Raw genomic sequence first — 4,151 nt, 5'->3', positions numbered from 1 at the left:
GAATAGCAACGACTCCCGCGGTAATACATTTGCCGCGTGCAAAGGCAAACAGAGGAAGCTGCCTGTCGTCGCTGCGGTTCGCCACTCCTCCGAAAAGAGAAATGGACGGAGGAATCTCCGAAAGAGGCTCCCAGAAAACGCGGGTATTAAACCCGCCCGGAACTGTGAGAAACTCAACTCCGGCAAGATCTTCAATTTTCGAAAGAAGCTTTGCGAGCTCTTTGCCTGCCTTCGCCGGAGCCGTTACGTCAAAATCACACAGCTGCAGCGTTACGACGGTATCCTCGAAGAATTGAGCAACCATGACAGACTCACCACGTACGATACTTCCGTGTATTATGCTGTGGTCGCATGAACTGCCGACAACAGTGGCTCTCGGAAGGGATTCCTCTATTTTTTTCTCGTATTCCGTTACTTCCTGCCAATCGGCATCTGTATAGATACTTACAAGTACGGATGTATATTCTGAAGGAGCATCCTGCACTAAAGCACGCAGGCATGCCGCAAGACCGGTTTTGTCCCGAAAGCTGTATGAGAGCTGCTTCATGCAAACAATCCTTTCATTCTGCCGCTTAACGTATACCTTAACTTTTTTATATTCTATTTTTTTTGCTATTTGCCTTCATTTTTTGCAAATTTTCTTTTTTCTTTATCCAAATATCTTTCCCGCCTCTCCAAATCGGCTTTTGAAAGCTCAAGGTCATAGGCAAGTGTTTCCTTTTTCGGCCCCATTTCAACCCGTTCAAGGAGCTTTTCCTCTCTCTCAAGCAGCTTTCTGCAGAGCTTTATATCCTTCATTCCGGGCAAAAGGGACGCATCCGCTGCATACTGCAGGCAGCGGCAGGCTTCCGCAAAGGCCCCTGCCTTTTCATAGCCTGCGGCTGCAGCCTGATATTCTCTGACTGCTTCGCGGACAGCCCCCAGCTTTTCCTGCGCAGTAGCCGCCACGAAAAGCCCCTCGCTTCTTTCCCATGACGTTTTACCGATTGCCGCCATCTGCTGCCCCGCTCTTTTGCGGAGGGCTGAATCTGTCTCCCCTGCCGCCTCGGCAAGCCACCGCCAAGCCTGATATCTCTGCACATCATCAAGGGCTATATCAAGTGCCTGCTCCAGCGTGCGCCTGGCAGCCTTTTCATTCTGTTCCTCGTAAAGCTCTTTTGTCCCCTGCTCAAGAAGGCGTCTGTACTCATCTTCTCTTTCCCGCACATACTGTGCCTCCCGCGCCATCTGCACCATCCGGGGATCAGGTTCTTCCTTGGGCGCGATTGCAAGATACAAGGTTTTATACGCCCAAAAGCCCGCAGCAAAACAAAAAAGAAGACCGCATATAATCATTGATATCCGTTTCATACGCAGTCTCCTTTCTCTTTTTATTTTCAAACTATCCTATAAGCGCGGCGCAGAAGGTTTTTAGTTCTCCGCGTTCACGTGCTGCTGAATAAACCTGTTCCATGAACGCCGAATCGTGCTTTATAAATCTTACTCCGAGCTGCACGGGCAGAACTGCCTTTTCCACTGTCCACTCGTCGGGATTGGCGGCAAAATCTGTCCTTACAAGAGCCAACACCGCAGCAAAAGCTATGACCAGCTTCGTCCATGCCTCTCCTTCAGAAACTCCTTCCTCCGTCGGAAGCATATCCTGAAATACCTGCAGCAAAAGGTAATTCTCCCAAAACAGCTGCAGTTTTTTATCGGCAAATGCTCCGTAAAGCTCCATATCCGCGTCATAGCTTTCCTTATCTGCAGCATGAAGAATGGCATCTTCCAAACGTGAGGCAAAATCCGGCCGAAGTGCAGGATTCTGTCTTCGTGCCTTAAGAACGAAAAGCAGCGCTTCCCGCTTTTCTTCAGCCGAAACATCACATACTATACTGCCGTCTGCAGCAGCCGTTTCGTCCTCGGCAATTAACTGCTCCAGATGATGCTCCGCATGATGTCCGCCTGCAGATGGTGCTTTCCAAAGGAAAGTATTGCATCGGAGCATGCGGTCACGCACAGAAAACTTTTCATCACGAAGTATATGCATAAGATGTTCCCTCAGCGGAAGTGCCGTTTTTTTAAGATGCTCCTCCCTGCCTCCTACGCGAAGCCCTTCCTCCCATTCCGCGGAAGTCTCTGCCTCTATAAACTCTATAGGTGTTTTTCTTGTCAGTACCCGCTCTGCTGCTGCGGGACAGGAAACACACAGTGAGCGAAAGGCTTCGCCTCCGCGGAAATGATATAAGACTCTCGGGTATGTCCTGCATGTAACGGAAAGATTCTTTTCCTCCGTTTTTCTCTGGATACTGCACCAGCCGTCATTTCTTAGGAACGGGCAGCGGTTTCCTGCGCCCATTCGGATAACAGCAATACGTTCCCCGTTTTCTTCCTCCCATGCCACGGCCCGTTCAAGCATACTGCGAAAATCTTCGTCCCGGACCTTGTGATACCGTGCAAGGGCCGCATCGTCGAGAACAATATCCCACCAGCCTATGCAGCATGTATCCGGGCATAAAGCGCCGGTACAAACAAAGCTGTCAAAGTCATCCGGCTGAAATACACTGTATGTGCTTTCCGTACCCATACGCCTGCCCCTTCCCGATTATCAGATGCTGTATTCCCGCTTCATGATGGTGCGCACCACATCATGCGCGTCCTGCGGACTGAGTTTACGGCCGTTAATGGTGACATTGCCCTGTCCGAACACTTTTTTATCAAGCACCATAAAGCTGATAGCAGCCTTTGCCTGACGACCTTCCCAGATACAGGTTCCGGAACAGGTTACGCGCTTCCCTCCCTTGCCCATATCCTCAGAGCTCCATTTCGCATCATCGAAGAAACGGTCCATTTCCTTTCCTATCTTGACCCCGGGATATTCTCTGAGAGAACCGTTTTTCACTATATCAATATCCGCATTGCTTCCAATGCCCAGTGTCTCCTGAATCACCGGTGGAATATAGAGCCGGTCGTGCTTATAATAGTATTTAGACTCAAACATCATGACTACCATAAGTGCTCCAACAAGCACCTTTTTCACATAATACGCAAAATCCTTATTTTCTTCTTCCCCATCGTCTTCTTCAAAGTCCTCCGGCGCTTCCTTATACCGGTTCTCCTGCTTCAGTACGGTTTCTTCTTGTACCGCTTCATAGGTCTTTGCAGACGATTCCTGCGGCTCTGCCTGAATTGCAGCTCCGCACCCCGTACAGAACTTAGCCCCCTCTGCCAAAGCTTTTCCGCAATTCGTACAAAAATTTGACATTCCTTTTCCCCCTAGAGTATACATATACGTTTAATTGTATCACCTTGCCAAAACCTCCGCTATATTGAAATACTCTTGTTTTTCATCAGAAATTCGAATAAAATGAATAACATAGGAAATTAAGCCCATTGGGTTGTCCCGGCAAATGACAGGTACAGGTCTTTTGCCAAACCCAACTACACGGAGGTATTATTTAATGAAAAAGCTCAAATCTCTTAAGATTTTCTTTCTGACAGCACTCTTCGTTATGTCGCTCTGCAGCGTGGCTTTCGCAGGCGCACAGGGTTTCCGCCTTGTTAATAACACGGGATTTCCGATTCACCAAGTCCATGTCAGTGCTTCAACAACAAACAACTGGGAAGGAAATGCCATTGGCGGCATTATCCTGAAGAATGGGCAGTCGGTTCAAATCATGCTCGGCGAAAACAACCAACAGTACTGGGATATCCAGGCGGTCTTTGAAGACGGTAGTTCCCTTGCCTGGTACAACATCGACATCTTCAGCACATCTCAGGTAACGCTTAATAACAACGGCACGGCAACGCTTGAATAATCCTCACACCGTCATAGCCTACAAAAAACCCCGGCATCATGTACCTGATGCCGGGGCTTTTACATTTATATGCATTTACTTTTTCATGAGCTTCCGCTGACGCACACAGCGCATCCCCGGATGGAGATTGGCAATGACAAAGCAGCGGTTACAGTAAAGACACTGCGTGCTTTCTCCCGCCTTAAGCTTCTGCTACATATCCGGCTCGCTGACAACAGCGCGGCTCATGGAAACCATATCAATGCCATCCTCAAGAACCCTTTCAATGTCCTCAAGGGAACGGATTCCGCCAACAAGACTGAGCGGCTGTTCTACCACACGGCGCAGGCGCGAAGCGCGGCTCAGATAGTAGACATG

General features: G+C 49.0%; 6 protein-coding genes. 1 reads left to right on the top strand and 5 read right to left on the bottom strand.

Annotation, left to right across the window (positions count from 1 at the left end; translation table 11 throughout):
• From ACY69O_RS05970 to ACY69O_RS05955, 4 genes are all read right to left on the bottom strand, one after another.
• The coding region (locus ACY69O_RS05970) for an FIST N-terminal domain-containing protein (protein ID WP_462332550.1) at positions 1 to 547 on the bottom strand (547 nt) is incomplete at its 3' end.
• Positions 548 to 612: 65 nt separating this feature from the next.
• On the bottom strand, positions 613 to 1,350 hold the full coding sequence (locus tag ACY69O_RS05965) for a hypothetical protein (RefSeq protein ID WP_462332549.1): 738 nt from the start codon (positions 1,348 to 1,350) through the stop codon (positions 613 to 615).
• Positions 1,351 to 1,381: 31 nt separating this feature from the next.
• Positions 1,382 to 2,563, bottom strand: a complete 1,182-nt coding sequence (fliB, locus tag ACY69O_RS05960) for a flagellin lysine-N-methylase (RefSeq protein WP_462332548.1) — start codon at positions 2,561 to 2,563, stop codon at positions 1,382 to 1,384.
• A 21-nt stretch (positions 2,564 to 2,584) separates the two neighbouring features.
• Positions 2,585 to 3,241, bottom strand: coding sequence for a zinc-ribbon domain-containing protein (locus tag ACY69O_RS05955; RefSeq protein WP_462332547.1), 657 nt, complete (start codon positions 3,239 to 3,241; stop codon positions 2,585 to 2,587).
• A 196-nt stretch (positions 3,242 to 3,437) separates the two neighbouring features.
• On the opposite strand from ACY69O_RS05955, the gene ACY69O_RS05950 reads away from it, so the two are divergent.
• A complete protein-coding gene (locus tag ACY69O_RS05950) occupies positions 3,438 to 3,794 on the top strand; it encodes a hypothetical protein (RefSeq protein WP_462332546.1) in 357 nt (118 codons plus the stop codon).
• Positions 3,795 to 3,986: 192 nt separating this feature from the next.
• Here ACY69O_RS05950 and ACY69O_RS05945 read toward each other — a convergent pair whose 3' ends face one another.
• On the bottom strand, positions 3,987 to 4,112 hold the full coding sequence (locus ACY69O_RS05945; protein WP_462332551.1) for a HisA/HisF-related TIM barrel protein: 126 nt from the start codon (positions 4,110 to 4,112) through the stop codon (positions 3,987 to 3,989).
• Positions 4,113 to 4,151 lie beyond the last annotated feature (39 nt).

This window comes from Schwartzia sp. (in: firmicutes) (assembly GCF_978017985.1).
Note: the sequence above shows the minus strand (reverse complement) of the source record. Positions and strands in the feature narration are given on the sequence as shown.

What these genes read in the sequence shown, in the direction of transcription:
- ACY69O_RS05965 (WP_462332549.1), bottom strand. Translation starts at nt 1,350, where the DNA reads ATGAAACGGATATCAATGATTATATGCGGTCTTCTTTTTTGTTTTGCT.
- fliB (WP_462332548.1), bottom strand. Translation starts at nt 2,563, where the DNA reads ATGGGTACGGAAAGCACATACAGTGTATTTCAGCCGGATGACTTTGAC.
- ACY69O_RS05955 (WP_462332547.1), bottom strand. Translation starts at nt 3,241, where the DNA reads ATGTCAAATTTTTGTACGAATTGCGGAAAAGCTTTGGCAGAGGGGGCT.
- ACY69O_RS05950 (WP_462332546.1), top strand. Translation starts at nt 3,438, where the DNA reads ATGAAAAAGCTCAAATCTCTTAAGATTTTCTTTCTGACAGCACTCTTC.